Consider the following 24,470-nt stretch of genomic DNA (forward strand, 5'->3'; position numbering starts at 1 on the left):
AAATACAAATTGCTAATTAAAATATGGTATTTATAGTATAAGAAAAAAGTTTATAGGTTATTGAAAAAACTTTAAGAGCAATAACCTATGATAATGGATTTTACAGAAATATTTTGTTACGTCGATGATTTTTTTCAAGAATTAGACAAGCATACAAATTCAATTACTAACCATAACAACAAATCTGGTCCTAAAAGTCGACTTAACAGAAGTGAGGTAATAACAATTATAATAGGCTACTGGCAGTCATCTTATGATTGTTTTAAGAATTATTATCTGAAGCAAATATGGATTTATCATCAAAGAGATTTTCAATTAGTAAGCTATAGTCAATTTATAAAAATAATAGGTCCACATTTACCACTATTAGTACTGATATTCAATTCTATTTTGGATCAGTGTGATGGCCTTTCTTTTGTAGATTCAAGTAGTATAGAGGTATGTAAGAGATACCGTATTTCAATGAATAAAGTGTTCGCCGGCATAGCAGCACGCAGTAAGACAACAAAAGGTTGGTTCTATGGACTTAAACTACATCTAATAATTAATAGAGCCGGTGGTATAGTTAAAGCATCTTTTAGCCCTGGCAATAAGGATGATAGAAAACAGCTGGAACTGATGATCAAAAATCTTTTTGGTAAAGTATTCGGAGATCGTGGTTATATTTCACAACAATTATTTCAACAACTTTTAGAGCAAGGAATTTTTATGGTAACTAGGGTAAAGAAAAATATGAAAAATAAACTTATGTCTATGTTGGATAAAATATTATTGCTTAAAAGAGCATTAATAGAATCTGTGTTTAGTAAAATTAAACTATTGGGGAAGTTTGAGCATTCAAGGCATAGATCAGTTACAAATGCCTTTGTGCATATGGTTGCAGCACTGATAAATTATCAAATGTCTGATAATAAACCTTCTATTACATCTCTCTTGATATGCTAAATCCTATGCTATATTAATTCGAAACTCGCGTTTTATTAGTATTTTTAACTGGATCCCGTGAATAAATCACGGGATGACAGGGAAGAATGATCCTCGCAACAATGTCTCCCGTGGCTTGACTAAAAACCCTATAACACTTATAAAAATATGAAACCACCAATTGCCGACAAACAAAACTATAATAATGATTATTACCACTGGCTGCGTGATCCCAAATGGTCAGATGTACAAGATAATAAAATCCTAGATCATTTAAAAGCTGAAAATAAATATACTGAGCATTTTTTTGCCGATTTACAAAATGATAAGGAAAAGATTTTTGAAGAATTAAAAGGACGCATTAAGCTAGATGATACATCCACATACACTAAGAAAAAGGATTATTACTATTACCATAGAGTAGAAGCAGAAAAAAACTATCCGATATATTGCCGAAAATATCAAAATATTGATGCTCCTGAAGAGATAATACTAGATGTTAACTTTTTAAATACCGGCTTTACTGATGTTAGTGAAGTTGCTATGTCGCCGGATCAAAATTTAATGGCTTATAGTGTAGATTTCACCGGTAACGAAAAATATGACATTAAAATATATGATTTCAAAGAACAAAAATATTTAGCGGATACAGTAAAAGATGTTGCTCCTACTATAATCTGGCATGAGAAATTAAACGGTTTTTTCTATATTACTATCAATGAGAATCAACGCTGGGATAAAGTAATGTTTCATCGTTTAGGTGAGGATGCAACAAACGACAAGCTCATATTTGAAGTAAAGAATTCCGCTCATTTTGTTAGCGGTGAGAAATCGACAAGCCGAGAATATTTATTTATTAATTCAGGTGATTACAATGGAAATGAAATTTATGCAATTTCTATGCATGATGAGAGTTTTACGCCAAAACTGGTACGACCTCTTGAGAGTCGTATATTTTATGATGTAGCTCATCATGGGAATTATTTTTATATCAAAACTAATTATAAAGCTAAAAATTTCCGCATAGTCAAAGTTCCGGTCGATAACTTTCAAAATGATGATTGGCATAATGATTATATTAAAGAAGAACAAGATAAATATTTGAAAGATTTTGATATAACAGAGAATTATCTTATTTTAAATAATCGTAATAATGGCTTACCGCTTGTCAAAATAAAAAGATTTAGTGACTCTCTAGAAAAAATCGTTTCATTTCCTGATGAAAGCTTCCAAGCAAACGGCTATTCTACTAATTTCGATGAAGACGATCTACGCTTAAACTACTCTTCTCTTGCAAGACCGAGCACCACTTACAGCTATGATTTTGATAGCGATAAGCTAACAATATTAAAAGAGCAGGAAATACCATCCGGCTTTAATCCTGATGAGTATAAAGTAGAACGAATATTTGCAGATAATAATGGTATTAAGGTCCCCATCACCCTCTTTTATAAAAAATCTCTATTCAAAAAAGATGGCTCAAATCCTTTATTTTTAATGGGTTACGGGGCTTATGGTATCGCAATGCCGGTTAACTTTAGAAATATGGCAGTAACACTTAGTGATCGTGGTTTTGTTTACGCAGTTGCTCATATTAGAGGCGGTGATGACCTTGGGCATGATTGGTATAAGGCTGCTAAATTCTTAAATAAAAAAAGAACTTTCGAAGATTTTATAGCTTGTTCAGAAACTCTAATTCAAGAAAAATATACAAGTAACAATAATATAGTAATAATAGGCGGTAGTGCTGGCGGTATGTTAATTGGCTATGTTCTTAATGAAAGACCTGAACTATACAAAGTAGCCATCGCTCATGTACCATTTGTAGACGTTCTAAACACCATGCTTGATGAGACTCTGCCACTAACTCTTTTAGAATATAATGAATGGGGTAATCCAAAGGAAAAGGAATATTTTGACTATATCAAATCTTATTCACCTTATGATAATGTAAAACCGCAAAGCTACCCTGCTCTGTTCGTTACTTGTGGCATATCAGACCCACGTGTAGGATATTGGGAACCAGCAAAATGGGTAGCAAAATTACGTGAGTACAAAACTGATAATAACTTATTGTTGTTAAAAACAAATATGGATACGGGGCATAAAGGTTCTGCTGGTCGTTTCGACTATCTTAAAGAAATAGCTGAAGAGCTAGTATTTATTTTTAAGATGTTTGATGTAAGGGTTTAGTGAAAAAACGTCATTGCGAACGAATGAAATGAGCGTGGCAATCTTGTAAAGCATCCTGAGATTGCTTCGTCGAAACTTTCAGTTTCTTCTCGCAATGACAAGAAAGTTGATCCACACCACCACGGCAGGTCACTATTGAGATTAAATTAAAAATGATGCATGAAAATTATTTTGAACAAATAAAAAGGCTTCCCCTTACTTTAATTCTACTTATTAGCCTAATTTGCTCCATTGGGTTTATTGTTCTTTATTCTGCTGCAAATAGCAATCTGCAACCTTGGGCACTTAAACAAATTGTGAATTTTTGTATATTCATGCCTATAGCTATAATCATTGCTCTAATTGATTTACGGATTATCTTTAGATTATCTTATATTTTCTATTTTTGTGTACTTGCTTTATTGATTGCCGTAGAACTTTTTGGCTCAACTGCAATGGGTGGAAAAAGATGGATAGATATTGGGATAGTAAAATTGCAGCCTTCCGAACCGATAAAAATTGCTATAGTATTGATGTTAGCACGATATTTTCACTCACTAACAGTTGATGATCTTGGTAAACTTCATAAAGTAATTATACCAATTATAGGAGTTCTAGTTCCAGCCTTTTTAATAATTAGAGAACCGGATCTTGGTACAGGCATGATTACCTTAATCGTCTCTAGTATTATATTTTTTGCGGTAGGTTTTAGAATAAAATATTTTGTAATAATTGGAATTACAGCCCTTGTTAGTTTACCTATTGCTTGGAACATGTTGTATGATTACCAAAAAAAACGTGTGATGGTTTTTTTAGATCCTGAACGTGATCCGCTAGGTGCTAGTTACAACATCATACAATCTAAAATCGCTATAGGCTCAGGGGGGTTCTTTGGTCTTGGGTTAAATCAAGGCAGTCAAAGTCATTTAGATTTCTTGCCCGAACACCAAACCGATTTTATTTTTGCTACTTTCGCTGAAGAATTCGGCTTTTTAGGCGGTATGTTTTTGCTTGTGTTATATTTCACACTTATAACTCTTTCCTTATTAATTGGCGTTAACTGCCGTACTGTTTTTAGCAAATTAATGGTCATAGGTATAACCGCTACACTATTTAGTCACGTATTTATCAATATGGCTATGGTTATGGGGTTAGTACCTGTAGTAGGTGTGCCACTACCATTTATTTCTTATGGTGGTACGATGATGGCATCAATGTTAATGGGCTTTGGGCTGGTTATGAACGCTCAGGTAAATGGGCATACTAATTTAACAAATATATAATGGGGTCGTTGAAAGATAATTTTTGATAGTAAAATAAGAGGAAAGGAGGTAATAAATATTTTAAAAAAGAAATTCTGTTTAATATAGAGATAAATGTTATTCAATAGTGTAGTAATTTAATAGAGATTTGTTTACAGAGTTAGAATTTTTATTAATAAATTTCTTTAAGCCATTAAAGTTGTTAAAACCACTAATCGTTTTAAATTAAAACATATGGCATTCATAAATTCGGAGAATTGATTTTTGGCAATTCCTATATATCTAACCCGCTTATTATCTTTTGAAAATACCATCTCGAAAGGTGCTCTGATTTTCGTATAATATTTATCAAGGTCAAAATTCTTATCTTTCATATTATTTTTCTTTATTGCACAAAGATGGACTCCCTTTTTAGCTGCTGCATTCTTGGTAGAGATTGTACAATAACCTTTATCAACATATGTAGCACCAGAACTTGGCATAACATGCTTAAAACCTTTGCTATCGGTAACATTTGCAGGGGTAACTGCAACCTTATTGATCATGCCTGATTGAATATCAACACTCACATGTTTTTTATAACCATACCAAAATTTATTCCCTCCCTTACAGCCAATTTTGGCTTGTTTATCCTTTGCAACCTTAGGCAAAGTCTCATTATTCAATTTATCATATTTTTGTGCTCTTAGTTTATCACGTTCCTCCCAGAGATTAGCTTTTGAGATTAAATGAGAAGCATCTACAAAGGTAAATACTTCACCCATATAGCCTTGTACTCGTAGTTGATCGCGGAATTTTGTAAATATTTTTGATAGTAAATTAGTACCTATTTTTTTACGTATTTTACTAAATACACTATAATCAGGTGTCTTTTCTGTAAGAGCAAAATTACAAAACCATTTCGCCGCTGTGCTATCAGCTAAATAACGTTCTAATTCCCGATCAGATAAGTCTTCCATAAATTGTAGCAGCAAACATTTAAACAGCCTCTCTATACCATATCCTTTATAATTAGCTTCGCATTCTAATGCTAATAACTCAGCTTCAACTGCTTTGAATTTGAATAAACTTTTGAATTTACGATATTGATGATCCGCATTTACTAACTCATCTAAACTTACCATTAGCATTTGATACTCTGACATATAAACATATTTTTTATTTTTTTATTATACCTGCTACCCTCTCATCTCGCAACAGTCCCATAAATCACTTATTACTTTGGCATCAACACTTGGTTGGAAATTAAACTCAACCACTACCGGCTGAGAGCCGGTAGGTTGATGATAGGCACTAGAAGTGCCGTAGAGTTTAAGCTAAAGCTTATTCCAATCTAATGTTAGAAATAGAAGTTGGTTTATGAGCTTCTGTATGGTTATTTATATACTCATTAATTACTTCATCTGTGATATGACCACTTGTTGTACTAAAATAACCTCTTCCCCAAAAATGCTTCCCCCAATATCTCTTTTTTAATTCTGGGAATTCTTGTTGTATTCTACGTGAAGTTCTACCTTTTGCTCTTTGTACAAATTCACTTACTGCTATATTAGGAGGTATCGATACTAAAATATGTACATGATCAGATGATATCACCCCATTTACTATCCTAATATTCATTTCCTCTGAAACTTGAGCTATGATTTCCCTAATCCTTTCTTTGATAACTTGGGTTAATACTTTATAACGGTATTTTGTTATCCATACTATGTGATACCTGTGATAATATACCGTATGTTTCCCTTTTTCATATTCTGTCATAGTCATCCTATAAAATAAGTCCTACTTACTTATTTTATATAAGACGACTATGACTTATTCAAACTAAAGTTTCTCCACCTGAAGGTGGAGGTTTGAACCATCAGCTGGATAATCAAAGTCTTCTAAATTTTTAGTTACCGGTAATTTAGCAGCACTTTTACGGCGACGGTAATTATTATCCTTACGGTTAGATTTTTCATCTTCACATAATAGTGAGAGAAATTCTTTAAATCCTAGTTTATTATTTTGAGCATAAATAATCCTTTCATTTAAACTATTGACTATACCTGATAATCTAAAACTTCGTAGGTCATTAAATAAGTTCTGCATTATTACCTCCAAACTCTGGTAATGGTAAGTTTACTGCATTACTATTTAAAATATTCTTAATTTTAGAGTAAGAACTTATACCATAATGTAGTGCTCTATGACAGGCTTTATCTATTAAGTCATCATTGTAAACCTTACGTAAAGAAATGATGCCTCTGGCACAACGTTGCCAATCATTCACTCTTGTTTGTTGTAATGATTCTAATAATAAACTGCAATTATTCCCTATCTGCTGCATTTGTTGTTGATAATGTTCACTATATTCTATAAAACCTGGGCATAGACGTTTGTGTTTGGCATAATGAGACGGATTAGTGGTAAATATCCCCTTGCCCTCTGTTCTAACATGTCTTGCTATTAAATTATTTTGTATAGAAAATATTTGAACAAGTTTTGGGGACAATTGTACCATTACATCACTGTATATATATTTTGCTGGTACAGAGTAATAATTATTATCTATGGTAATATGACAATCTTTTGCTACTTTTCGATTATGCCAAGATGACAAATCAAAAGTTTCTAATGGTAAAGGAATTAAACTACTTCTTTCCTCTTGCTCAAACAGTTCTCTAGGTATTCTCTTAGTAGTACCATGTATTCGGCTATTGACCTTATTTAACCAATTTGCAAGACCATTTGTTAATTCTTCATATCTATCAAATTTACGACCAGCAAAAAAATTATTTTTAACGTATTTTATTCCCGACTCAACTTTGCCTTTTTCTTGCGGTTGATAAACTCGACAAGGAGAAAGTAAAATTCCATAATGATCGGCTAAGCACTTATATTCCTTCTGATATACTGGCTCATAAAAATTGGCATCTACCACTCCAGCTTTAAGATTATCAAGTTTTATTACTTTTGGACTACCAGCAAAATAATTAAATGCATTGATATGACATTGAATCCATGTTTGACAACTTTGATCAAACACTACTTCATAATAATCAAGGCGACTATAACTTAAACGCATATTAAATACATATGCTTTAACTCTACGCCCCTTAGAATTATACTGTAAGCCTATGTCACCAAAATCTACTTATGCTTCCTCTCCTGCTAAAGTATGAAAACGAATGCAACTGTTATCCTTAATTTTATATTTTTTGATATAACGGGTCAAAGAAGTATAACTGCTTGTATAACCTTGATTTTTTAACTCCTCAAAAATTCTTATGTAACTTAGATTTTTTTCTAATAACTCAATTATTTTTTCGTGCCAAAAATCCAAAACTGAAGATCGTTCATAGATTGCTGGGGATTCTGTACCAGCCTCTACATAGCGGTTTATTATTTTTCGTACTGTTTTGCGGTCTGTTCTTGTTAGTTTGGCAATATTCCTTTGACTATTGCCTTGTTTATAAAGGGTGATAATTGTTGTATACATATTTATTCTTATCATTGTATCACTAGATATTTACTTGCTTAATTATCTAGTGAATATTGCACATTAACCTTATTAGGTCACACCAACTTCTCTGGTCCCTTTTTCGTGCAATTTACTGGTCCCTTTTATTTTAGCAATGACAAACAAAGAGTCTACAGAAGAGGATTTTGTATTATTTTCACCTATATTCCTTAAGAAAGATGCATTATTTTTTGAACTGTTGCTATTATACAACGCAAAATTAAATAATTCATGCACTAAATCAGGATATAACAAGGTATAATAATTATTAGGGGTAGTTAAGGAATTAATACTGTCGTAACTAGTGGCAGTTTCGCCTTGTTGATAGGTTAATTGCTGTACGTATGAGAAATTATTTTGCAAATTAAAACATGACAAAAAAGAACGATCGTATTTACCGCTAGTATTCATAAAAAACATAACTATTTAATCCAAAAGTGCAATCATTTAGAATAAATAAGCTATAAAAAAAAACGTTATCAAATTTCATACCTAGAAATATTCTAACAAAACACCATGAGCAGATTTCTGCATTAATAACATTGATCTGTTTATATAATATTAAAAAACAAACGCAAATATCATAATTACATCATATTAGTATTATAATTATATCATATCAATATAAATATGACATTTTTTTAAAAAAATTGTTTTTTGTGAAATGATATTTAAATGTAGTAAAAATGATACAGTTATGGACTGTAATAGTTGAGATTTTATCTTACATTTAGTAAAATAAATTAATCTCTTAGGGTTTAATTCCCCGAAGGTCTGCTTCGTGATATACTAGATGCATGGAAGAAAGCAGTTATATACATAAAAGTCATAATGTCACAGTACTAATATATCATTTAGTAACACCGGCAAAGTATAGAAGAGTAATATTCAAAGAGGAACTAGACGATTATTTATGTAAAATTTGTGAGGACATAGAAGCTCGTTATGAAATTAGATTTTTGGAAATAGGAGTAGATAAAGAACATGTACATTTTTTACTACAGTCAATACTAATGTATAGCCCAACAAAAATAACTCAAATCATAAAAAGTATTACATCTAAGGAAATGTTTAAGAAATATCCAAATCTTAAAGAAAAATTATGGGGAAGTGAGTTTTGGAGTAAAGGATATTTTATGAGCACAGTAGGTAAACATGGTGATGAGCGGAAATTACGTAATTATGTAAAAAATCAAGGTTCAGGCAAACCTTCTTATAAAGCATTTCAACAAAAACAGTTAAAACTTTTTGGATAGATACCTCGTAGCTCTGCTGCGAGGAGTATCATTAGATTTTCCACCAGATGCAATATTTGATGTTATTGTTTTTTATGGTAGCATTTCTTGCTTCACCTCCTGCACATAATACCTATTAATGCCTTACACTGCCTGTAGTAACTCAATATTCTGCTTCGTATCATCTACTATTAAAATATTTGCTGTCATTTACTCTCGCTCCTAATTTAGGAATATTATATTTTTACACAAAAACGTAAATATTTTATATATTTTAAGTCAAGTGTTCTTGATGCTACAATCTCTTGACTTTAGAATTCCTCTACTATCCCTTCAAGTTCTCTTTCATCTTTCAAAGCTTCTTGCCTGCAACTAATGCACGGAACAAGAATATCTGCATCTTGATATCTTTGAGTCATCTCATATTGCATCTCCGTATCCTGATCTTGCATGTTACTTTGTAGTAACTGGTAATCTGATATGATTTTTTCACCTAATTCTTGATTGTTTAAACTTTGTAGTAACTCTAGGTACTGATCAACGCCATCCTCTAACTCCAATAGCGAATTAGTATGAATTATGCCTGCCAGATATTTTTTAACATTTAAGAGGACTTGCTCCCTGTTCTGATCTGTCATGAAATGAACATCACTAGATACGTCAACCTGATTACTGCTATCTGAGCGTACTTTACTTAATTCATCATTGTACAATACTAGTGCTTGATTCTGATCCGTATATTTCTGATCTGTATTTGTCGCTCCTATATCTGATATGTCTATATCTTTTTCAAAACTCTCACTCGCTGAAGCTAAAGCGTGATCTATAGGTTTTTTAGTTAATGCAGATTGTGGTTCTATAGATTCTGCATCCTCATATTCTTCACAATCTTCAAACGCGTCCTCAAAACCTTCATCAATCAAATCTATCATTTGATCAATTACTTGATCCTCTTGGCTTGATATATATGGATCTTGGAAATCATCATTGTGTTGATCTATTGGTAATTGCGTTTTTTGTGGTTGATCATCGTTTTCAAATGCACTTTGATCTATGAAATGATGTCTGATATCTTCAATACTTAAATAATTAGCTTTTTTACCTAAACTATATCCAAGCTTAAATATTTCATTAGTGATTATCTTGATTAATTGTTGCTCCTTGATTTGTTCCTCCGAATATTCTATACCTCCCTTAACCCAAAAATTCTTAAGCTGCCCTAGATACGGTATATTATTGTACATTGCATTTTTGATCTTGGTAAAATATGACTCTTCTTGCGTTGGTACTAAATTAGGATTTGCTTCCCATTGTTCTAATATATTGTGGCATAACGCTGTTAATTCTTGTTTATCGATTCCTTCAACCGCATATAATATCTTTTTAGATATTCCTTGATCCATCTTATCTTTTAGGATTTTTGGCACGTTAATTACATTATTAATAGATATCATGCCTCCAGAGAAAAGCTTAACTACTCCAGATATCACTACTAAAGGTAAGGATAGCACATTTAAACTATGCCCTAAAATGCTGTATCTGGTAGAATGTGTTGTTAAATTATAGATTTCATGTGGTCTGTGTAACTCTTTATGCGATATATTATTCAGAGTTTCAAATGTTGTGTTTATTCTGTTTTCTATAAATAATGTGCTGTATAAATTCATATTTTACCTATTAACTTCTTAATTTTTTCTGATATTTCAGATATTTTTTGTTGTTTAGCCAATAACCTTGCTTGTAGTTTGTAAAACTCCTCTAATGCTCCAGCACTTTTCAATATCATCATTATTGCCGCTCTTCTATCGTCTGCATTTCTAATTGTGGTATCTAGGTCTTCTATCCTGTTGCGGAGTGATACTGTCTCTGCTTTTAAGAAGCGTTCTCTGTCTTTTACTATTTTTTTGTGGAATGTTCTTACTTCTTGAAGGGTTTTCTTTACATTTGCACTAAAATTTACTCCTAATTGTTCGTATAGATGATCTAATTCAGTGTCAGCTGGAGGTTTTTTGTATTCTACTGACTGCATATTGCTGGAGCATTGCTTTTTTGTTTATTGCTCCATGCATGATACGTGTGCATTCGTCCGCTTCTTCTTGAAGTTCCTTGTACTGATTGTGCACTTTGAACTTAGATAGTTCATTTTGATCCCTTTCTATTTCAAGCTCTAATGCTTCTTTCCTTGCCTTTAGCACTTCTACATTAGAGCTAATATTAGAATGAGTATTAATTGTATCATTTGTTCCTAGCATAGCTTCTTCCTCATGAGTAAATTGTTTTCAATATCTATTAGTCCAAAACAAAACAGCAAATCTAAACCAAGAATAAATCTTTCATATGTTGCAATACTTGGTATATCTTTCGCTTCCTGCCAAAGTTTTGCTATATCCAACTGCTTACCTAAAATCTCAAGTAGGTCTATGCCTACTTGTAGTAAAGTATCTTCTTCCTCAATGAATTTTGTTGGTAATATCATTGCTCAGATACCTCACATGTTTGAATTGAATTTCTTAATATTTCGTTAATTGCACAAATAGCTCGTATGAAATTATCTTTTGCCTTAGTTAAATTTGCTAAATCTATCTTAACATATATTTCATCCTCATTTCTCCTTATGTCTAATTTTTGTAATATTTATGCTAATGATACTCCTCGCAGCAGAGCTACGAGGTATCTATCCAAAAAGTTTTAACTGTTTTTGTTGAAATGCTTTATAAGAAGGTTTGCCTGAACCTTGATTTTTTACATAATTACGTAATTTCCGCTCATCACCATGTTTACCTACTGTGCTCATAAAATATCCTTTACTCCAAAACTCACTTCCCCATAATTTTTCTTTAAGATTTGGATATTTCTTAAACATTTCCTTAGATGTAATACTTTTTATGATTTGAGTTATTTTTGTTGGGCTATACATTGGTATTGACTGTAGTAAAAAATGTACATGTTCTTTATCTACTCCTATTTCCAAAAATCTAATTTCATAACGAGCTTCTATGTCCTCACAAATTTTACATAAATAATCGTCTAGTTCCTCTTTGAATATTACTCTTCTATACTTTGCCGGTGTTACTAAATGATATATTAGTACTGTGACATTATCACTTTTATGTATATAACTGCTTTCTTCCATGCATCTAGTATATCACGAAGCAGACCTTCGGGGAATTAAACCCTAAGAGATTAAAAAATGAGCCGTAGCCGCATTCCAATTTGGCATAGGCATTGACCATTTTTTGGTCATGTAATCAATTGCTAAATATAAGCTTTTAAAAACAGCATTATCATTTGGAAAAACCCGTTTATTTTTTGTAACTTTTCGAAGTTGACTATTAACGGATTCCACAGCATTAGTTGTATAAATTATTTTCCTTATTTCTTCTGGATATCCTAAGAAAATCATTAAATTATTCCAGTGAACGTACCAAGATTTAGCAATTTGAGGATATTGTTTATTCCATTTAGATTCAAAAGCCTCTAAAGCGGAAAGTGCTTCTTTTTCTGTGCTAGCTGTATAAATAGGTTTTAAATCACCAGCAAGCTCTTTCCGGTCCTTGTATGATACATATCTTAAACTATTTCTAATTTGATGTACAATACATAATTGATGCTTCGTCTTTGGAAAAACAGCACCTATAGCTTCAGACATACCATTAAGGTTATTGCTACATGCTATCAGTATGTCTTGCATACCTCTATTTTTCATCTCAGTAAAATTACCAAGCCAAAATTTAGCTCCTTCATTCTCGCTGATCCACAATCCTAAAATATCTTTCCGTCCTTCTAAATCAACGCCTAAGGCAACATATACTGATTTATTGATAATACGTTTATCTTGACGCACTTTTACTATTAAACAATCAAAAAATACTATAGCATATACTGGATCTAATGGACGGCTCTGCCATAGCTTAACATCCTCTATTATATCATCTGTGATCCCGCTCAATAATACTCCTCGCAGCAGAGCTACGAGGTATCTATCCAAAAAGTTTTAACTGTTTTTGTTGAAATGCTTTATAAGAAGGTTTGCCTGAACCTTGATTTTTTACATAATTACGTAATTTCCGCTCATCACCATGTTTACCTACTGTGCTCATAAAATATCCTTTACTCCAAAACTCACTTCCCCATAATTTTTCTTTAAGATTTGGATATTTCTTAAACATTTCCTTAGATGTAATACTTTTTATGATTTGAGTTATTTTTGTTGGGCTATACATTAGTATTGACTGTAGTAAAAAATGTACATGATCTTTATCTACTCCTATTTCCAAAAATCTAATTTCATAACGAGCCTCTATGTCCTCACAAATTTTACATAAATAATCGTCTAGTTCCTCTTTGAATATTACTCTTCTATACTTTGCCGGTGTTACTAAATGATATATTAGTACTGTGACATTATGACTTTTATGTATATAACTGCTTTCTTCCATGCATCTAGTATATCACGAAGCAGACCTTCGGGGAATTAAACCCTAAGAGATTAAAAGATACTGTATAAATAGTATATAATTCAACTCTGTTTACTATAATATCAGAATGGTCAATATCATTCACTCTAATCCACCTTAAGTATTCATTTTTAAAACTTCTTTGGAGAGTAGTATATTTCTAATTTTATAAGAATGGCATATATTCTTACCGAAAGCAGGATAAGTCCTATAAAAAACCAGCTTAAATAGAACTTATAGCTAAAATATTGTTCAAGTAAGTAATTAATATATTTGATTAAAGCTATTGGAATTATAGACAAAACTTACGCTATGTTTGGTTCTAAATATCGTAAAGATGGAGAACGAAGCTGTTGTTGCATATAGTCATCTAAAAGCCCTAACTTTATTTGGTAGACCGTTTTACCTATTTTATTTGCAGTTCTTTTGAGAAAAGCCCAAACTAGAAATGCACAACTAATGTGATTACGTTGGATACGCTGTTTTCTGCATTGGCAACGTTCTATACCAGTCAGTTGCTTAATTTTTCTATGCATGCTCTCAATTACCCATCGCAAGCCAAACTCATCTTGTGCAGCTTTAGAAGATTTTTGAGTTTTGTTATTGGTAACAACATAATCAACTCTGTTGGTAGAAACAGTAAATGTTAAACAAATTAACATGCTTATTTTTGGCAAATCCTTTTATATGAATCTCCATTCCATTCTTAATTTCTTCATCTGAAAACGTCAACTTGCTAACAGCTTTATAAGGCTCGTAATCACACGTTTTACTAACATTTCTATTGGCTTTAATAGGGGCATAATAATATTTGCCCAAGGAGTCAACATGTTGCATAATTTTGTGTGTAGCATACCATGTGTCAAAAAGTACAGTTTGAAAAGGAATCTTTTTACTATAAACAGCATTATTGAACATCTTTAGTAGGTGATCTAGTTTCGTCGCTCCATCATGATCAGGTGAAAAAATGCGATAATCTATTACCCAAAACTTATCAATATCGGGGTTATAATATACAAGACTCACTACTCCTATACCGGTAGTAACTCCACCTGTAGCTCCACTATACTGCGATCTAGCAACCTCTATTTTCTTTGTGTTCCTTTTGTTTAACACCGTATCATCAAATATTGTATATCCGTTAGATGAAAAGATAACATCATTCTTAATGTGTTCCCATAACAAAGAAGGAGTATATTTTTCATTTTCTAAAAATCTATTAATCTCTTAGGGTTTAATTCCCCGAAGGTCTGCTTCGTGATATACTAGATGCATGGAAGAAAGCAGTTATATACATAAAAGTGATAATGTCACAGTACTAATATATCATTTAGTAACACCGGCAAAGTATAGAAGAGTAATATTCAAAGAGGAACTAGACGATTATTTATGTAAAATTTGTGAGGACATAGAAGCTCGTTATGAAATTAGATTTTTGGAAATAGGAGTAGATAAAGAACATGTACATTTTTTACTACAGTCAATACCAATGTATAGCCCAACAAAAATAACTCAAATCATAAAAAGTATTACATCTAAGGAAATGTTTAAGAAATATCCAAATCTTAAAGAAAAATTATGGGGAAGTGAGTTTTGGAGTAAAGGATATTTTATGAGCACAGTAGGTAAACATGGTGATGAGCGGAAATTACGTAATTATGTAAAAAATCAAGGTTCAGGCAAACCTTCTTATAAAGCATTTCAACAAAAACAGTTAAAACTTTTTGGATAGATACCTCGTAGCTCTGCTGCGAGGAGTATCATTCTTAATGTTCATTTTATCTAAATGCCATTTATCAGTTGGCTTCCGCTCCCTCTTTCTGATAACATCTTGAAAATAAACTGCAAATTTGTTGTACCAAAATCTTACTGTCTCATGACTCAAAATAATACCTCGATATGCCATCTGTTCTTGAACATCTCGGTAGCTACTATTAGAACGATGATATAACCATACTGCATGGCTAATGATGCTTGCTGGAAAACGATGTCTCTTCGGAGCTTGAGTAATACGCATAATGGTGAAATTTAGAGATAAATGGTTACTGCTATTCTATAAATTATTCCATGCATTTGCTCAATACTTAATTTACATCTCTCTTAACTTGATGGTATGGACGCCAATGATAAGAAAGAACTTATCAACGGTTTTAAGTGATATTAAGATATCAAAGAACCAAAACCTAAGATAGGTTTGTAATTTTTAATAATTTTATAAAGGAGTCCATACCATGAGTAATTATAAAGGGGTCGTTGAAAGATAATTTTTGATAGTAAAATAAGAGGAAAGGAGGTAATAAATATTTTAAAAAAGAAATTCTGTTTAATATAGAGATAAATGTTATTCAATAGTGTAGTAATTTAATAGAGATTTGTTTACAGAGTTAGAATTTTTATTAATAAATTTCTTTAAGCCATTAAAGTTGTTAAAACCACTAATCGTTTTAAATTAAAACATATGGCATTCATAAATTCGGAGAATTGATTTTTGGCAATTCCTATATATCTAACCCGCTTATTATCTTTTGAAAATACCATCTCGAAAGGTGCTCTGATTTTCGTATAATATTTATCAAGGTCAAAATTCTTATCTTTCATATTATTTTTCTTTATTGCACAAAGATGGACTCCCTTTTTAGCTGCTGCATTCTTGGTAGAGATTGTACAATAACCTTTATCAACATATGTAGCACCAGAACTTGGCATAACATGCTTAAAACCTTTGCTATCGGTAACATTTGCAGGGGTAACTGCAACCTTATTGATCATGCCTGATTGAATATCAACACTCACATGTTTTTTATAACCATACCAAAATTTATTCCCTCCCTTACAGCCAATTTTGGCTTGTTTATCCTTTGCAACCTTAGGCAAAGTCTCATTATTCAATTTATCATATTTTTGTGCTCTTAGTTTATCACGTTCCTCCCAGAGATTAGCTTTTGAGATTAAATGAGAAGCATCTACAAAGGTAAATACTTCACCCATATAGCCTTGTACTCGTAGTTGATCGCGGAATTTTGTAAATATTTTTGATAGTAAATTAGTACCTATTTTTTTACGTATTTTACTAAATACACTATAATCAGGTGTCTTTTCTGTAAGAGCAAAATTACAAAACCATTTCGCCGCTGTGCTATCAGCTAAATAACGTTCTAATTCCCGATCAGATAAGTCTTCCATAAATTGTAGCAGCAAACATTTAAACAGCCTCTCTATACCATATCCTTTATAATTAGCTTCGCATTCTAATGCTAATAACTCAGCTTCAACTGCTTTGAATTTGAATAAACTTTTGAATTTACGATATTGATGATCCGCATTTACTAACTCATCTAAACTTACCATTAGCATTTGATACTCTGACATATAAACATATTTTTTATTTTTTTATTATACCTGCTACCCTCTCATCTCGCAACAGTCCCATAAAGTAATAGGAATTGATTTAGCAAAAAGAAAGTTGCATTTTGCAGCAATAAATTTAGACAATAAAGTTGTATTAAAAAAAGCAATGGATCGAAGAAGCTTTTTTGAAAATTTATCAACAATGTTTCCAGAGTCAGAAACCTTTGTATTTGAAGCTTGTGGTGGAGCTCATTATATGGCTCAAAGGCTTGAATCAATAGGACATAAAGCCATCTTGCTTAAACCTAAAGATGTGAAAGCATATGCAAAAACTCGACAAAAAAATGACATTAATGATTCAATTGCAATTTGCAAAGCATCATGTGATCCCGATTTAATACACGTCAAAGCTAAAACAATAGAAGAGCAAGAAATATCTTACCTGCATAAAGCAAGACAAAATATAATACAACAAAGGATTCAGTACAGCAACTCTCTGATGACTTCATTATTTGAATTTGGCTATTTGGTAACATGCGGAAAATCTACATTTGCAAAATCTTGTCAAAATTTTGTAAATTTTGCCCTAGAAGAAGGATTTATTAACAACACTATTGCTGAACAAATGTTGCTGGATTGTAAAGAAATTGAACAATTGATGATTCGTGAACAAAGCTTAGATAAAGAATTAGCAGCAAAGAATCGGAGTTCCAAGAAGGCAAAAATTTTAGAAACTATTCCAGGAATTGGTACAATTAACGCAAGTATTTTAAGCATCAAACCGGTTGAAGCATACGATTCTGCTAAGGATTTTGCTGCTTCACTTGGAATTGTCCCGAAACAAAATAGCACTGGAGGTAAGATTATTCTAGGAAGAATAACCAAGCAAGGTGATAGATATGCAAGAACAATGCTAATACAGGCTGGTAGGTCTTTATTGATGAGAAGCTATAAAACTAATCAGACATCAGGAGCGTTATCAGAATTTATTGAAAGATTAAAAGAAAAAGGGAAATCGTTCAATGTAATTGCAGTAGCTACAGCTAATAAATTGGCTAGAATCGCTTATGCCTGTCTGGTAAAGAACAGAAATTACCAATTGGTATAATAGTACTTAAGATTTAGGATAAATTATAAACTATATAATTTTTAAACTAGATAGGGGTAAAGAACTCAACCACTACCGGCTGAGAGCCGGTAGGTTGATGATAGGCACTAGAAGTGCCGTAGAGTTTAAGCTAAAGCTTATTCCAATCTAATGTTAGAAATAGAAGTTGGTTTATGAGCTTCTGTATGGTTATTTATATACTCATTAATTACTTCATCTGTGATATGACCACTTGTTGTACTAAAATAACCTCTTCCCCAAAAATGCTTCCCCCAATATCTCTTTTTTAATTCTGGGAATTCTTGTTGTATTCTACGTGAAGTTCTACCTTTTGCTCTTTGTACAAATTCACTTACTGCTATATTAGGAGGTATCGATACTAAAATATGTACATGATCAGATGATATCACCCCATTTACTATCCTAATATTCATTTCCTCTGAAACTTGAGCTATGATTTCCCTAATCCTTTCTTTGATAACTTGGGTTAATACTTTATAACGGTATTTTGTTATCCATACTATGTGATACCTGTGATAATATACCGTATGTTTCCCTTTTTCATATTCTGTCATAGTCATCCTATAAAATAAGTCCTACTTACTTATTTTATATAAGACGACTATGACTTATTCAAACTAAAGTTTCTCCACCTGAAGGTGGAGGTTTGAACCATCAGCTGGATAATAAAAACAAAGTAGAATAATAAAACGGCGGGTTAAAGAGATAATACATAATCATTCTGGATGAAATCCGAGCTAACGTCATGGTACCTAGATACCGCTAACTTGAGTGAATCTCTCTAGGATCTTAGGCAGAATGCAGAAACCATTATGGCACTTTGATGCCGAATATATGACTGCTTCATTTATCATTAACTGTTTTTTATTTTTAGTACTTGTTTTTAACCAGGCGTCCATATATGACGATGCCCTCATAAATCTTAATTTTTAGTCTAGACAAATTGGGCCACCTCAGAAGGTCTCAGCGTTTTAACTTAGATGGTACGAAGACTAGCTTAGTTACTAAAGAAGAAGTGCCGCCAAAAACTAACAAATTCTCTAAACATCACAAATCTTAAAATATTTATTAATCTAGTTGATAAAATCAAAAAAAGTTATATAAAGAAGACTTAGCAAGAATTGCTAACCATGTTTTATGGTTAATGCGTTATATTGGAGAATATAAATTTATAAGCACCAATATATACAAATCACGAAAATAACTTTTTAATAAAACTCAAGAGATAAAAATGAACAATGAACTTTTTGCCCTATCTTTAAAAACCTTTGACACTATTTGGGGCGATACAAAAACATGTGATAATAGCGATAATACATTTGAGATTGTAAGACTTGGTAATACTATGCGTAATAGGATATATCGTCTTATGAATAAGAAACTGATTTCTCGTAATTGTTTCTCTGATAACGATTGCTCACTCAATGAAGAAGCAGGATGTAATATTTTTGACTTTGTAAACAAAAATAGTAACTCTTTAAACCTAAAAGCATATGTTGAATACGTAAATAATACCATATTTAGAGTCGTAAACTCATTCGATAATACAAGAATCTTTGGTCCAGAATATAAAATATTTAGTCCCGACAACACTCCATTATTGTATGAACATCAGTGTATTACAAATGAGTCAATACTGATTAAGAATGTGCATAAGATGGTGCTAGCAGGTCAAGATGTGTCTATGCAGACACCAAAAACGGGAAAATGTGGTATATTCCGTATAGAATATATGTCTGATAAATTAAAACAAATGGTACAAGAAGTAATACCAGATGTAGTTAACAACACCACTTCATCTATACTAGACTTTTTCTCTACAACTGAAACCACACAGACAAGTCTCAACCATACTACTAATTATGGAATGATAGATTATAATAGTACCAATAGTACTGATATTACTAGCTATGATGCACAGAATACACATGATAATACTATGTTAGTAAATGGGTTAATTTTAGCATCAGCAGTAACATTTACCGCATCAATGACATATTTAGTAACTCATATGTATAATAAATACTGTAAAGCACCCATAGCACAACCGGAAACTAATATTAGTGATCCTACTCTAATGGAGATTAATCGCAAAACAGTTAAAATATATCACAGTGATAGTTCTTCAGAGGGCAAAGATTATGCAATCATAGATATTTCTAGTAGGAAGGCTAAATATACAAAATCTACATATGATTCTTCAAATCCTTCTAGCTCACATTCTGACGATCATGAAAGAATGGAGTTAATGAGTTCAACTGATGACTCTATACACGATAACATTAATATAAATGCCTATAGCCTTGCTAGCTCCTCAGCAAATAAAACAGATTATGTGCAAATGTCTAGTAAGAAAGAAACAAATACGAAATCTACAAATGATACTTCACATCCTTCTACTTCTGACTCTTACATCTATGAAACAATTAATAACATCACCGACCAAGGATATATAACTGATAGCTATACACAAGATAAAGTTAATTTAAAAACCTATAGCCGTGTTGCATTAAATCAGGAAGGAAATCAACACATTAGAATACAATTGAATTCTCAACCTTACATCAACAAAGGGAATGAAAGCCCAATCTATGATAATTGTGGGTCAGAATATGATTATCCTCCTCTACACCCAAGACCTGTAACTGTCATTGAAAATAAAAACTTTCATGTTCCAATAGAACAATATCATGATGATCTTACCCTGTTAGGATTAAGTGAATTCCCATGCTAATTGTTCTTGCAGTAATAACGCATTTTATATAGAATCTGAAAACGCTATACAGTTATTGAGCCAAAATCAATTGAACAACTGCAATAAAATTTGGATATTCTGCTCAACTTATATTTGAAAAGGAGCTTTGCTCCTTTTTATCTTATTTTATATCAAAAATTCTCAGACTCTATAATATGCAACCAAAGCGCTCATACAATAATTCTGTCTTTATCGCTGAAAATACAGATTCAAAAACAGACAGCATAGCTCCATACAATTATAAAAAACGACGTGAGGAATTAAATGCAGTTGAGGTGGTCCAATTTGTCTAGACTAAAAATTAAGATTTATGAGATATAGCTTAATGCGATAAGATAGTGACTTAGAGTATGAGTTAGATTATACTAAATGAAAAACTTATGGCAAAGGCATATTCATACGATTTAAGAATACGAGTAATAAAAAGTTTAACAGATGGTAAAACAATAAAAGAGACTTCTGAGATATACTCTATTAGTAGGAAGACTATAATAGAATGGAAAAAATTAAAGAAACAAACCGGCGATAAATGATACTCCTCGCAGCAGAGCTACGAGGTATCTATCCAAAAAGTTTTAACTGTTTTTGTTGAAATGCTTTATAAGAAGGTTTGCCTGAACCTTGATTTTTTACATAATTACGTAATTTCCGCTCATCACCATGTTTACCTACTGTGCTCATAAAATATCCTTTACTCCAAAACTCACTTCCCCATAATTTTTCTTTAAGATTTGGATATTTCTTAAACATTTCCTTAGATGTAATACTTTTTATGATTTGAGTTATTTTTGTTGGGCTATACATTGGTATTGACTGTAGTAAAAAATGTACATGTTCTTTATCTACTCCTATTTCCAAAAATCTAATTTCATAACGAGCTTCTATGTCCTCACAAATTTTACATAAATAATCGTCTAGTTCCTCTTTGAATATTACTCTTCTATACTTTGCCGGTGTTACTAAATGATATATTAGTACTGTGACATTATCACTTTTATGTATATAACTGCTTTCTTCCATGCATCTAGTATATCACGAAGCAGACCTTCGGGGAATTAAACCCTAAGAGATTAATAGATTTTTAGAAAATGAAAAATATACTCCTTCTTTGTTATGGGAACACATTAAGAATGATGTTATCTTTTCATCTAACGGATATACAATATTTGATGATACGGTGTTAAACAAAAGGAACACAAAGAAAATAGAGGTTGCTAGATCGCAGTATAGTGGAGCTACAGGTGGAGTTACTACCGGTATAGGAGTAGTGAGTCTTGTATATTATAACCCCGATATTGATAAGTTTTGGGTAATAGATTATCGCATTTTTTCACCTGATCATGATGGAGCGACGAAACTAGATCACCTACTAAAGATGTTCAATAATGCTGTTTATAGTAAAAAGATTCCTTTTCAAACTGTACTTTTTGACACATGGTATGCTACACACAAAATTATGCAACATGTTGACTCCTTGGGCAAATATTATTATGCCCCTATTAAAGCCAATAGAAATGTTAGTAAAACGTGTGATTACGAGCCTTATAAAGCTGTTAGCAAGTTGACGTTTTCAGATGAAGAAATTAAGAATGGAATGGAGATTCATATAAAAGGATTTGCCAAAAATAAGCATGTTAATTTGTTTAAATTTACTGTTTCTACCAACAGAGTTGATTATGTTGTTACCAATAACAAAACTCAAAAATCTTCTAAAGCTGCACAAGATGAGTTTGGCTTGCGATGGGTAATTGAGAGCATGCATAGAAAAATTAAGCAACTGACTGGTATAGAACGTTGCCAATGCAGAAAACAGCGTATCCAACGTAATCACATTAGTTGTGCATTTCTAGTTTGGGCTTTTCTCAAAAGAACTGCAAATAAAATAGGTAAAACGGTCTACCAAATAAAGTTAGGGCTTTTAGATGACTATATGCAACAACAGCTTCGTTCTCCATCTTTACGATATTTAGAACCAAACATAGCGTAAGTTTTGCTAAAATCATAAGTGCCTAACATATTGACATGTTTTCATGTTAAAATTGGACCATTAATTATATTTTCCATAAGCTCAGATCTATTATTATCAGAACTCATGATCAATTTTGTTAATTTTACATAATTCCATAATACTATTATATTCTGTAATATTATTTGGCATATAGCAGCTTTCTCTTGTTCATCTCTATCTATTTGTACTAATTCTTGATTAGCAAATGATATTGCTCCTTGAAATTTATTAGACAATTCGCTTTTATTAAGTTGTTTTTCTATTTGCTGACGTAATTTAACATTATCAATGATGTCTAAAATAAAACATGTCTTAATAATCCTGCCAAATTCCTTTAAAGCAGAATATAACTTATGTTGCTTATCATATGAAGCTAGCCTTTTCATTATAGTTGAAGCTTTTTCTTCTCTAAGTAATATAGTTGCTATCAATCTAAGTATAGTATCCCAATATTGTTTTATATATTTTTCATTAACATAACGATCTGGTGATATTTTATATTCAGGATTTTGTTTATCAAAAGATGTTAATAGTTGCTTTCCTAAGTTCTTAATCCTAGGTCCATAGGATATTTTCATTAAATGCGATATACCAAATACTAGTTCTGTATATCCTTCAGTATCCGTAGAATGTATATCACTTTTTATATTACCATTATGTTGCAAACCATCTATGATATAGGCAGCATGTTTTTTTCATATTAGTTGCTAAATATTCTAAGATTTTAATTTGTCCGTAATGTGCTGCTATTGAAAACACAGTATCTAGATTCTCATCATGAAAGTTTAGAGCTATACCTTGTGATACGAGGTCTAGGACATTGTAAAAATCGCCTTGCTTAATTGATGCTATTAGTCTCTGTTCTTTTGTTAGATTTGTCATTTTAAACCTCATTGTAGATGATTTGCTATTTGACTTAATTGTTTTTCTAAATTAATGACTTGTGCATCATATTTTTCTACTCGTGTAGTCTGAATATCAATTGCATGATCATTTTCTTTTTGTATATCTTATATGTAGCTGGGGTTCTTTGTACTCTAATAAAGGCAATTATAAGGTGATTCATTCAACTACCCAGCATGAAATAGATATGCACATTAAACGTATAGCTAGAATAAGGAACTCAACCACTACCGGCTGAGAGCCGGTAGGTTGATGATAGGCACTAGAAGTGCCGTAGAGTTTAAGCTAAAGCTTATTCCAATCTAATGTTAGAAATAGAAGTTGGTTTATGAGCTTCTGTATGGTTATTTATATACTCATTAATTACTTCATCTGTGATATGACCACTTGTTGTACTAAAATAACCTCTTCCCCAAAAATGCTTCCCCCAATATCTCTTTTTTAATTCTGGGAATTCTTGTTGTATTCTACGTGAAGTTCTACCTTTTGCTCTTTGTACAAATTCACTTACTGCTATATTAGGAGGTATCGATACTAAAATATGTACATGATCAGATGATATCACCCCATTTACTATCCTAATATTCATTTCCTCTGAAACTTGAGCTATGATTTCCCTAATCCTTTCTTTGATAACTTGGGTTAATACTTTATAACGGTATTTTGTTATCCATACTATGTGATACCTGTGATAATATACCGTATGTTTCCCTTTTTCATATTCTGTCATAGTCATCCTATAAAATAAGTCCTACTTACTTATTTTATATAAGAC

The 24,470-nt window shown here is 31.9% G+C and carries 29 protein-coding genes and 3 pseudogenes; 10 read left to right on the forward strand and 22 right to left on the reverse strand.

The features are described 5' to 3' along the window. The first annotated feature begins 87 nt into the window (after positions 1 to 87). The 3 genes from ACOAL3_RS03330 to rodA all read left to right on the forward strand — a co-directional run bounded on the left by ACOAL3_RS03330 (position 88) and on the right by rodA (position 4,379). Positions 88 to 945: an IS982 family transposase gene (locus tag ACOAL3_RS03330; protein ID WP_419234519.1), complete on the forward strand. Its 858-nt coding sequence runs from the start codon at positions 88 to 90 to the stop codon at positions 943 to 945. Positions 946 to 1,092: 147 nt separating this feature from the next. Next, positions 1,093 to 3,117, forward strand: a complete 2,025-nt coding sequence (locus ACOAL3_RS03335; RefSeq protein ID WP_419235382.1) for a S9 family peptidase — start codon at positions 1,093 to 1,095, stop codon at positions 3,115 to 3,117. A gap of 155 nt (positions 3,118 to 3,272) precedes the next feature. Then, positions 3,273 to 4,379 carry a rod shape-determining protein RodA gene (gene rodA, locus ACOAL3_RS03340; protein WP_419235587.1) on the forward strand — a complete coding sequence of 369 codons (1,107 nt, stop codon included), beginning with the start codon at positions 3,273 to 3,275 and terminating at the stop codon, positions 4,377 to 4,379. 164 nt (positions 4,380 to 4,543) lie between these two features. On the opposite strand, the gene ACOAL3_RS03345 is transcribed toward rodA, so the two are convergent. From ACOAL3_RS03345 to ACOAL3_RS03370, 6 genes are all read right to left on the reverse strand, one after another. Beyond that, a complete protein-coding gene (locus ACOAL3_RS03345) occupies positions 4,544 to 5,503 on the reverse strand; it encodes a transposase (RefSeq protein WP_419234543.1) in 960 nt (319 codons plus the stop codon). Between the two features lie 178 nt (positions 5,504 to 5,681). Then, positions 5,682 to 6,119, reverse strand: coding sequence for an IS200/IS605 family transposase (gene tnpA, locus ACOAL3_RS03350; RefSeq protein WP_419235588.1), 438 nt, complete (start codon positions 6,117 to 6,119; stop codon positions 5,682 to 5,684). A 63-nt stretch (positions 6,120 to 6,182) separates the two neighbouring features. Then, complete coding sequence (locus ACOAL3_RS03355) at positions 6,183 to 6,449, reverse strand: ATP-binding protein (protein WP_419235383.1); 267 nt, start codon at positions 6,447 to 6,449, stop codon at positions 6,183 to 6,185. Further along, complete coding sequence (gene istA, locus ACOAL3_RS03360) at positions 6,433 to 7,479, reverse strand: IS21 family transposase (RefSeq protein WP_419235589.1); 1,047 nt, start codon at positions 7,477 to 7,479, stop codon at positions 6,433 to 6,435. The genes ACOAL3_RS03355 and istA overlap by 17 nt, the downstream gene beginning before the upstream one ends. A 15-nt stretch (positions 7,480 to 7,494) precedes the next feature. Beyond that, positions 7,495 to 7,839 carry a helix-turn-helix domain-containing protein gene (locus ACOAL3_RS03365; protein ID WP_419235384.1) on the reverse strand — a complete coding sequence of 115 codons (345 nt, stop codon included), beginning with the start codon at positions 7,837 to 7,839 and terminating at the stop codon, positions 7,495 to 7,497. A gap of 72 nt (positions 7,840 to 7,911) precedes the next feature. Further along, the gene (locus ACOAL3_RS03370; RefSeq protein WP_419235385.1) at positions 7,912 to 8,280 is read right to left on the reverse strand and encodes a hypothetical protein; all 369 of its coding nucleotides are present in this window, start codon (positions 8,278 to 8,280) and stop codon (positions 7,912 to 7,914) included. Positions 8,281 to 8,657: 377 nt separating this feature from the next. Between ACOAL3_RS03370 and tnpA (ACOAL3_RS03375) the strand changes: the two genes are divergently transcribed. After that, positions 8,658 to 9,116: an IS200/IS605 family transposase gene (tnpA, locus tag ACOAL3_RS03375; RefSeq protein WP_419235386.1), complete on the forward strand. Its 459-nt coding sequence runs from the start codon at positions 8,658 to 8,660 to the stop codon at positions 9,114 to 9,116. A 290-nt stretch (positions 9,117 to 9,406) separates the two neighbouring features. Here the strand turns inward: tnpA (ACOAL3_RS03375) and ACOAL3_RS03380 are convergent, their stop codons facing one another. The 9 genes and pseudogenes from ACOAL3_RS03380 to ACOAL3_RS03420 all read right to left on the reverse strand — a co-directional run bounded on the left by ACOAL3_RS03380 (position 9,407) and on the right by ACOAL3_RS03420 (position 14,737). Continuing rightward, positions 9,407 to 10,762, reverse strand: a complete 1,356-nt coding sequence (locus ACOAL3_RS03380) for a hypothetical protein (RefSeq protein ID WP_419235387.1) — start codon at positions 10,760 to 10,762, stop codon at positions 9,407 to 9,409. Further along, positions 10,759 to 11,124 (reverse strand): hypothetical protein, encoded by a 366-nt coding sequence (locus tag ACOAL3_RS03385; protein WP_419235388.1) that lies wholly within the window; start codon positions 11,122 to 11,124, stop codon positions 10,759 to 10,761. Before ACOAL3_RS03385 ends, ACOAL3_RS03380 begins: the two co-directional genes overlap by 4 nt. Then, positions 11,090 to 11,347 (reverse strand): hypothetical protein, encoded by a 258-nt coding sequence (locus ACOAL3_RS03390; RefSeq protein ID WP_419235389.1) that lies wholly within the window; start codon positions 11,345 to 11,347, stop codon positions 11,090 to 11,092. The genes ACOAL3_RS03385 and ACOAL3_RS03390 overlap by 35 nt, the downstream gene beginning before the upstream one ends. Next, positions 11,341 to 11,571, reverse strand: a complete 231-nt coding sequence (locus ACOAL3_RS03395; protein ID WP_395476629.1) for an ABC-three component system middle component 6 — start codon at positions 11,569 to 11,571, stop codon at positions 11,341 to 11,343. The genes ACOAL3_RS03390 and ACOAL3_RS03395 overlap by 7 nt, the downstream gene beginning before the upstream one ends. Positions 11,572 to 11,769: 198 nt before the next feature. Next, on the reverse strand, positions 11,770 to 12,228 hold the full coding sequence (tnpA, locus tag ACOAL3_RS03400) for an IS200/IS605 family transposase (protein ID WP_419234618.1): 459 nt from the start codon (positions 12,226 to 12,228) through the stop codon (positions 11,770 to 11,772). 42 nt (positions 12,229 to 12,270) lie between these two features. After that, a pseudogene (locus tag ACOAL3_RS03405) lies at positions 12,271 to 13,047 on the reverse strand (IS256 family transposase); the annotation flags it as partial. Between the two features lie 28 nt (positions 13,048 to 13,075). Next, positions 13,076 to 13,534, reverse strand: a complete 459-nt coding sequence (gene tnpA, locus ACOAL3_RS03410; RefSeq protein ID WP_419235390.1) for an IS200/IS605 family transposase — start codon at positions 13,532 to 13,534, stop codon at positions 13,076 to 13,078. Between the two features lie 323 nt (positions 13,535 to 13,857). Then, positions 13,858 to 14,103: pseudogene (locus ACOAL3_RS10905) on the reverse strand (IS701 family transposase); the annotation flags it as partial. A 67-nt stretch (positions 14,104 to 14,170) separates the two neighbouring features. Further along, positions 14,171 to 14,737, reverse strand: a complete 567-nt coding sequence (locus tag ACOAL3_RS03420; RefSeq protein ID WP_419234758.1) for a hypothetical protein — start codon at positions 14,735 to 14,737, stop codon at positions 14,171 to 14,173. Positions 14,738 to 14,825: 88 nt separating this feature from the next. On the opposite strand from ACOAL3_RS03420, the gene tnpA (ACOAL3_RS03425) reads away from it, so the two are divergent. Next, on the forward strand, positions 14,826 to 15,284 hold the full coding sequence (tnpA, locus tag ACOAL3_RS03425) for an IS200/IS605 family transposase (protein ID WP_419234618.1): 459 nt from the start codon (positions 14,826 to 14,828) through the stop codon (positions 15,282 to 15,284). Here the strand turns inward: tnpA (ACOAL3_RS03425) and ACOAL3_RS03430 are convergent. Together ACOAL3_RS03430 and ACOAL3_RS03435 are read right to left on the reverse strand one after the other, a co-directional pair. Then, on the reverse strand, positions 15,267 to 15,569 hold the full coding sequence (locus ACOAL3_RS03430; RefSeq protein ID WP_419235391.1) for a hypothetical protein: 303 nt from the start codon (positions 15,567 to 15,569) through the stop codon (positions 15,267 to 15,269). The two genes, tnpA (ACOAL3_RS03425) and ACOAL3_RS03430, sit on opposite strands and share 18 nt — an antisense overlap. 392 nt (positions 15,570 to 15,961) lie before the next feature. Further along, the gene (locus ACOAL3_RS03435; RefSeq protein WP_419234543.1) at positions 15,962 to 16,921 is read right to left on the reverse strand and encodes a transposase; all 960 of its coding nucleotides are present in this window, start codon (positions 16,919 to 16,921) and stop codon (positions 15,962 to 15,964) included. Positions 16,922 to 17,015: 94 nt separating this feature from the next. Between ACOAL3_RS03435 and ACOAL3_RS03440 the strand changes: the two genes are divergently transcribed. Then, on the forward strand, positions 17,016 to 18,008 hold the full coding sequence (locus tag ACOAL3_RS03440; protein WP_419234513.1) for an IS110 family RNA-guided transposase: 993 nt from the start codon (positions 17,016 to 17,018) through the stop codon (positions 18,006 to 18,008). 137 nt (positions 18,009 to 18,145) lie between these two features. Here the strand turns inward: ACOAL3_RS03440 and tnpA (ACOAL3_RS03445) are convergent, their stop codons facing one another. Then, positions 18,146 to 18,583: an IS200/IS605 family transposase gene (tnpA, locus tag ACOAL3_RS03445; protein WP_419235588.1), complete on the reverse strand. Its 438-nt coding sequence runs from the start codon at positions 18,581 to 18,583 to the stop codon at positions 18,146 to 18,148. Positions 18,584 to 18,827: 244 nt separating this feature from the next. Here tnpA (ACOAL3_RS03445) and ACOAL3_RS03450 point away from each other — a divergent pair, with 244 nt between their 5' ends. From ACOAL3_RS03450 to ACOAL3_RS03460, 3 genes are all read left to right on the forward strand, one after another. Continuing rightward, entirely contained in the window at positions 18,828 to 18,962 is a 135-nt protein-coding gene (locus ACOAL3_RS03450; RefSeq protein WP_419235392.1) for a hypothetical protein, read from the forward strand. 298 nt (positions 18,963 to 19,260) lie between these two features. Continuing rightward, positions 19,261 to 20,763 carry a hypothetical protein gene (locus tag ACOAL3_RS03455; RefSeq protein ID WP_419235393.1) on the forward strand — a complete coding sequence of 501 codons (1,503 nt, stop codon included), beginning with the start codon at positions 19,261 to 19,263 and terminating at the stop codon, positions 20,761 to 20,763. 401 nt (positions 20,764 to 21,164) lie between these two features. Next, positions 21,165 to 21,317 carry an IS630 transposase-related protein gene (locus ACOAL3_RS03460; RefSeq protein WP_419235394.1) on the forward strand — a complete coding sequence of 51 codons (153 nt, stop codon included), beginning with the start codon at positions 21,165 to 21,167 and terminating at the stop codon, positions 21,315 to 21,317. 28 nt (positions 21,318 to 21,345) lie between these two features. On the opposite strand, the gene tnpA (ACOAL3_RS03465) is transcribed toward ACOAL3_RS03460, so the two are convergent. Next, positions 21,346 to 21,804: an IS200/IS605 family transposase gene (gene tnpA, locus ACOAL3_RS03465; protein WP_419234618.1), complete on the reverse strand. Its 459-nt coding sequence runs from the start codon at positions 21,802 to 21,804 to the stop codon at positions 21,346 to 21,348. Positions 21,805 to 21,853: 49 nt separating this feature from the next. Here tnpA (ACOAL3_RS03465) and ACOAL3_RS03470 point away from each other — a divergent pair. Further along, positions 21,854 to 22,771, forward strand: a pseudogene (locus tag ACOAL3_RS03470) (IS701 family transposase); the annotation flags it as partial. A 41-nt stretch (positions 22,772 to 22,812) separates the two neighbouring features. Here the strand turns inward: ACOAL3_RS03470 and ACOAL3_RS03475 are convergent. From ACOAL3_RS03475 to tnpA (ACOAL3_RS03485), 3 genes are all read right to left on the reverse strand, one after another. Continuing rightward, the gene (locus ACOAL3_RS03475) at positions 22,813 to 23,457 is read right to left on the reverse strand and encodes a Tn3 family transposase (protein ID WP_419235396.1); all 645 of its coding nucleotides are present in this window, start codon (positions 23,455 to 23,457) and stop codon (positions 22,813 to 22,815) included. Further along, complete coding sequence (locus ACOAL3_RS03480) at positions 23,447 to 23,674, reverse strand: hypothetical protein (RefSeq protein ID WP_419235397.1); 228 nt, start codon at positions 23,672 to 23,674, stop codon at positions 23,447 to 23,449. The genes ACOAL3_RS03475 and ACOAL3_RS03480 overlap by 11 nt, the downstream gene beginning before the upstream one ends. A 313-nt stretch (positions 23,675 to 23,987) precedes the next feature. Further along, a complete protein-coding gene (gene tnpA, locus ACOAL3_RS03485) occupies positions 23,988 to 24,425 on the reverse strand; it encodes an IS200/IS605 family transposase (RefSeq protein WP_419235588.1) in 438 nt (145 codons plus the stop codon). Positions 24,426 to 24,470: the final 45 nt, after the last annotated feature.

Source organism: Rickettsia endosymbiont of Nabis limbatus, assembly GCF_965196655.1.
Lineage (GTDB): Bacteria > Pseudomonadota > Alphaproteobacteria > Rickettsiales > Rickettsiaceae > Rickettsia.